At 58.7% G+C, this 794-nt stretch carries 2 tRNA genes; both read left to right on the forward strand.

The annotated features are described in order from the left end of the window. Positions 1 to 77: transfer RNA gene (locus ACH0AE_RS17915), tRNA-Ile, on the forward strand. Positions 78 to 168: 91 nt separating this feature from the next. Further along, positions 169 to 244, forward strand: a tRNA-Ala gene (locus ACH0AE_RS17920). Positions 245 to 794: the final 550 nt, after the last annotated feature.

Here is a 794-nt window from a genome sequence, read left to right on the forward strand (position 1 = left end):
GGGCCGGTAGCTCAGGTGGTTAGAGCGCACGCCTGATAAGCGTGAGGTCGTAGGTTCAACTCCTACTCGGCCCACCATCTGCGCAGGCGTAGCCGAGCACGGCCAGCGCTGCGAAGCGCGCCATAAGGCGCAGCTTCGCTGCGACTGACGGCGTAGCGGGTGCGATACGGGGCCTTAGCTCAGCTGGGAGAGCGGTTGCTTTGCAAGCATCAGGTCATCGGTTCGATCCCGATAGGCTCCACCACTGCGCAGCTGACGAGACGCGCAAGCGGAAGCTTGCAGCGCACGCCAGCAAGCACGGCCAGCCTCGCATCAGCGAGGTCTGACGGCGCGGCTTTGCCGCGGCGTGGCACGCTATTTCTGACGATATTCCAGAAGATGAAGACACGAGATCCTCATGGGCGACCATGAGGTTAAGGCCGCGACGGCCTTCTTTGACATTGTGAATGGGTTCTTAAAATCGATGCCGTGGCGGTATGGGTTTGGAACGACGAGGATCGCGAAAGCGGTTCGTGACCATGCTTCGGCATGTGAGCGAGCTGGCTAGGTCGGTTCGAGACGTCCAAGACTATATCTCTACAAATAATCTGGCTGAGATTTAATCATCCACATCAGCTGAGCCGCTCGGCGGCACGCTTCATGCGTGTCAACGGACGGCCAGATCAGAACCACGCTACACTGCTCTGCCGAGTTTCGTGTCGCTCTCCTGAGGGAGAACGATCCAGTGTTGTCGTTGGTGGTGTGGACTCTCAAGCGTGAGGTAAGGGCAATTCGTGGATGCCTTGGCATGTACA

Origin of the sequence: Sphingomonas sp. 179-A 2A2 NHS, from assembly GCF_045371305.1 — a bacterium.
Taxonomy (GTDB): domain Bacteria; phylum Pseudomonadota; class Alphaproteobacteria; order Sphingomonadales; family Sphingomonadaceae; genus Sphingomonas.